The organism is Trabulsiella guamensis ATCC 49490, assembly GCF_000734965.1.
Classification (GTDB): Bacteria; Pseudomonadota; Gammaproteobacteria; order Enterobacterales; family Enterobacteriaceae; genus Trabulsiella; species Trabulsiella guamensis.
In genome coordinates, this window is the sequence record NZ_JMTB01000045.1 from 1 (window position 1) to 4,423 (window position 4,423).

A 4,423-nucleotide genomic window follows, 5' to 3' on the forward strand; every position below is an offset into this window, starting at 1 on the left:
AAAACTTTTCCAAATCCGGGAAGACAAATCTGCCCCTGACGTTCAAGGCGCTCGATACGCGCCAGCAGGTGCGGCTTTTTCACTTTTCCCCACCGGTTCAGCAGGCGGCCGGACATGCTGGCAACGTCTTTCTCTTTCATGTATTCGAGCATGACTGCATTACGTTCGGCTTCAAGATTCTGTTTACCATTGGCAATCATGTCTGCCATCCAGTCAAAAGCGGCAATGTATGCCTCTTTGAAAGCAATCGCAGCAGTACCTGTAAAACTGAAAACAAGCATTGTCCAGCCGTTGCGGGTCATCCGGTAAAAAGGCTGAGGCTTGCCATTCTGTAACTCATTGTTTTCATAGCAAAGCGCAAAATTGCGCTCTGCAAAATCTGGAGAACAGGCGGTAATTACCTTTCTCGTTTTTCTCATTACATCCTTATGCCCCTTCCCGAATGCCTTAGCCACCTTAAAGGTGTCAGTTGCAGATTCAGCACCTGAGAGAAAAATTAGATCGCGAAAATCAATACCATTAACAACAGTCGGATAGTTCATGACGTATCACCTTTCTTTGAAATGAACCTTTGTCGCACAGGAAATCAGCCCACCGAGGCTTGCCAGCACTAACTGACTCCCTCAAAGGTTCATTCCAAAGATCAGGTTCGGTGTTGGGATTTACGCGCGTGCAAAGCGCAGTAATGAGGTAAAAAAAAGGCCACCATCTATGGCAGCCTTAAGGGAAAGAAAATATGAAATAAAATGTCGTTGTATGTATGTGGTGCCGGGTGCCTCCCGGTGAGCAGAAAACTGGTCATTTCTACTCGCGTGGACAGCCTGTAGGCAAGATAGGTACCAGTACGCGCCTCCGCACAGGGGCATTCACCACGGATTTAGTTTAAATCCGGCGCTGACCACCAGCAAGCAGCACAACATGAGAATATTCAACTTTTAGCTGCGACACTACGCAGGCACATCGGGATGCGTAGTGATTGATTCCCGTGAGCCTGAAAATAAAAAGCCACGCATGCGCGCAGCCAAATAAACTTACATACGAAGCATAGAAAGTAGTTTCTCTGTACTTTCTTTGTTAAGTTCGAATCGGATCAACTCTTCGCCGTTGTTGAGAATGTATAGTTCTTTGTTGCCATTATCGTCAGTCACAATATCAAGGGAATAAATATCAGGCCTGAAGATTGTGATCCCGCCTGATGTAACTAATGTCTTATTAACGAGGTGAGTCATGGGGATACTCTCCGAGCTGGATTCTTTGCTGGAAAAAATACCGCTGTGGAAAAGACTGAAGACCGTGCCAGGACTGTGAATAGTTGTTGCGGTGCCGGGTGCCTCCCGGTGAGCCAGTGACTGAATCTGGCTCGTGGCCAGGAAAGAAAAACGATGCTTCAGTCTGCCACCCCTGCGCTTAGCGGGATTCACCGCAACTGATGCAGTTATCGGTTTGTCACCAGGAAACTTTAACAAAAAACCTCGTCTGAGCGAGGTTTTGATGATTAAGCGGTGTGACGAAGTAACCACTCTTAACAGTTTAGAAGCTTTTTTACGATCGTAAACTATTTTTTCACCAAAATATCCATTGAATAAGTGTATCCTGCATTACACAATAACAACCATGAAAACCACCTATAACACAGGAGTGTTGGCATGAGTACAATGAAAATTAATAAGTGGGATAGTGCAGAACACCCGAAAACCGAAGAGGATATGGCTGCCTATATTGATGCCTGCATCGGGGAGGCAGGTGATGACGCTGCGTTTATTGCGGCAGCGCTTGGCGATATCGCCCGTGCCCGTGGAATGACCAGACTATCAAAGGAAACTGGTATTTGCCGTGAAAGCCTTTACAAAGCACTGTCCGGAAAAGGAAACCCCAGTTTCGGAACTATTCTGAAAGTCATGAAAGCACTGGGTATTCGCCTGCATTCTGCTGCTGTATAACAATCTCAATAGAAACTGCGGATGGTTTAATGATATCGAAGGCATGACGTTGACTTACAGAAATCTCGCTGAGTTCAACCACATATTTACTGTTGGTAAGAACAAATTAGTAAATTTACTGTATATGTGATCATGTAGGAGCCATAATGGAAGCAAGTGGAACTGCGGAAACAGATAATATGAAGTTCAGAATAGTTTATGACGGGCCAGCCTTGGACAACCATGAAATGGATGTTCGCGATCTCGCTCCTGCTCTTCTGGCATTATCAGATGTTTTTGAAGAAGCAGGAAAAACATTATATGGCACAAAAGCAGTTGTTAGCGTTAAGATTAACGCTTCTTTTAAGGCTGGATCGTTCGGAATTGACCTGCTTGCCAGCTCTCCGTCCTGGCTAAAAAGCGCAGTTGAATTTTTTTCCGGCGATACTGCATCCGCCACTCTAAATCTAATTGCATTTCTTGGACTATGCAAAGTAGCTGGCGGGAAAACCACTAAGGGGCTAATCGATCTAATTAAATGGATTGGCTCCAGGAAGGTTAAGAAGATTCAGAACCTGCCAGATAGCAATGTACAAATTTTCATCGATGATGAGTCTGAAGTATTCGAAAAAGAAGTTATCGAGCTGTATAAAAATTATAAACTCAGAGAGGCTTTACAAGAGGTCATAGCAAAACCCTTAGAAAAAGAAGGGATTGACTCATTTGCAGCAACAGGCGATGACGGGGAAACCTTCATATCAGTGACAAAAAGCCAAGCAAATTTCTTCTACGTTGAGCGGCTTGATGATTCCATTCTTTCAGAAAGCACAGTAGAAAAAGCTCTGCAAATCATAAGCATTTCTTTTCATGAAGGAAATAAATGGAGATTTTCAGACGGTAGTTCAACAAGTTTTTTAGCTGAGATTACTGATCAAAAATTTCTTAACGAAATTGATTTGATGAATCTGAATTTTTCTAAAGGAGATATGCTTTTGGTAGACCTAAAGGTTACTCAGTATATGTCTGGAGAAAGCATCAAAACACTTTATGAAGTAGTGCATGTAAAAAAACAGATTAATCCTCAGAGACAAATAGACTTTCCTTTTGAGTGACCTTAACCCGGCCACTGCGCCGGGTTTTTACTGCCTGCACTACCCCCTACGTCTCAGCCGTGGCAGAACCCGCCGCCAGTCTGCATCTGCGGCGCTGTCCGGGTGCGGAATGACAGACTGCGTTTCCCGCTCAAGAATTCGCCTTCCATCCTCCAGCGTCATCCGGTATTCGGATGCCATCGCGTAGAAACCCGGTGCATACTCGGATTTGGCGGCCACCAGCGCCGGATAAATCAGCTCGATGTGTTCCCGCATGTACTCAGCGGCGTTCCATAACCAGCACAGAGCGCAGAGGTCTGCGCTGGTGAAGTGTCCCTGCGCGGGGGGTTTACCGCCTGCCAGGTACTCCCCCTCCAGTCCGTTCAGGAACCCGACAGCCTCACTAACCTGCTCTGGTCTTAGCTGGTGGATGTGCTCAACCCCGAAGCGCTGGTGAACCAGCTTCCAGATGTCAGGGTAAATCTGACCAACGCCGATGGTGATGAGCCGCTCTACAGTCTGGCGCAGCGGGATAAGTTGCCTGGCGGTACACTGGCGAACTTTAGCTTTCGCTGGCTCTTCGTAAACAACTCCGGTTTCGCGATCCAGAATATCCAGTACCCAGCGGCGGAATTCTTTGGCAACCGGAGTACGAGCAAACATGGCGACCAGGTGAGCGCCGCGAAGGGAGAAAATGCGCACTGATTTAGAAAGATTTCCCGAGACACTCAAATTGAGGGTCTCGGTCATATCATTGCGAAATTCATCTGAGTTGCGATCATAGATCTGAGTAACTGCGTCTGATTTTTTGTACCCGAGCGCCTGAGCGATCTCGACAGCGGTTAGCCAAATCTGGTTATTGCGTTTTACAGGGGTGAATTTTGTTTCATGGAATGCGAGTGCAGTTGCCATAGCGATTTCCTCTTAACTGAGTTAATCACCACGTCTGAGACCAATCAGGGGTGGTGAACTGACGGAGTTGGTCTTACCGGGTAAGAGGAACCGGCGCGGATTTCTCCGCCCCCGCCAGCCCACCATAATGCGAATGTGGCCGTGCTTGCGACAATAAAAAAGACGCTGGCGCGTCTGGTGTCGCCTCTTAACATCCGGGAGACCAATCCCGGCAGCCGATTTTGCGGCTGCACAGGAAATATAGCCCCGGATAAAATCGCTGTCAAATGCTTACTTTCACCGCCAGCGGCTCACGCTGCACATCCGGATCCATTTCCAGCCGGATTTCCAGCGCCATCAGCAGACCATCAAGGATGCCCTCAGCGTTGGACAGCTTTTTGCCTATGTGCGTATCAGAACAATGATGCTCGTACGCCAGTTGCATGAACGTCTTGCCAAAAACGTAGTAATCAAACAGCAAATCGTGAGCATCCGGATGTTTTGATCGCAACCCCGCCATAA

General features: G+C 47.0%; 6 protein-coding genes and 1 pseudogene. 2 read left to right on the forward strand and 5 right to left on the reverse strand.

Annotated features, from left to right (window positions below):
* Both GTGU_RS06085 and GTGU_RS06090 read right to left on the reverse strand, forming a co-directional pair.
* On the reverse strand, positions 1 to 542 hold a 542-nt coding region (locus GTGU_RS06085; RefSeq protein WP_038154952.1), incomplete at its 3' end, for a Rha family transcriptional regulator.
* A gap of 489 nt (positions 543 to 1,031) precedes the next feature.
* The gene (locus tag GTGU_RS06090) at positions 1,032 to 1,466 is read right to left on the reverse strand and encodes a hypothetical protein (protein ID WP_038154953.1); all 435 of its coding nucleotides are present in this window, start codon (positions 1,464 to 1,466) and stop codon (positions 1,032 to 1,034) included.
* A gap of 180 nt (positions 1,467 to 1,646) precedes the next feature.
* On the opposite strand from GTGU_RS06090, the gene GTGU_RS06095 reads away from it, so the two are divergent.
* Together GTGU_RS06095 and GTGU_RS06100 are read left to right on the forward strand one after the other, a co-directional pair.
* Positions 1,647 to 1,940, forward strand: coding sequence for an addiction module antidote protein (locus GTGU_RS06095; RefSeq protein WP_038154955.1), 294 nt, complete (start codon positions 1,647 to 1,649; stop codon positions 1,938 to 1,940).
* A 146-nt stretch (positions 1,941 to 2,086) separates the two neighbouring features.
* A complete protein-coding gene (locus GTGU_RS06100) occupies positions 2,087 to 3,031 on the forward strand; it encodes an LAPAL motif-containing putative phage structural protein (protein WP_038154957.1) in 945 nt (314 codons plus the stop codon).
* Between the two features lie 39 nt (positions 3,032 to 3,070).
* Here GTGU_RS06100 and GTGU_RS26990 read toward each other — a convergent pair whose 3' ends face one another.
* The 3 genes and pseudogenes from GTGU_RS26990 to GTGU_RS06110 form a co-directional block, all read right to left on the reverse strand.
* Positions 3,071 to 3,628 carry a P22AR C-terminal domain-containing protein gene (locus GTGU_RS26990; RefSeq protein ID WP_425427406.1) on the reverse strand — a complete coding sequence of 186 codons (558 nt, stop codon included), beginning with the start codon at positions 3,626 to 3,628 and terminating at the stop codon, positions 3,071 to 3,073.
* Positions 3,602 to 3,922 (reverse strand): annotated as a pseudogene (locus GTGU_RS26880) (BRO-N domain-containing protein); the annotation flags it as partial. The pseudogene GTGU_RS26880 and the gene GTGU_RS26990, both read right to left, overlap by 27 nt.
* Positions 3,923 to 4,184: 262 nt before the next feature.
* Positions 4,185 to 4,423, reverse strand: a 239-nt coding sequence (locus tag GTGU_RS06110; RefSeq protein ID WP_038154958.1) for an antiterminator Q family protein, incomplete at its 5' end; no start/stop codon positions are given.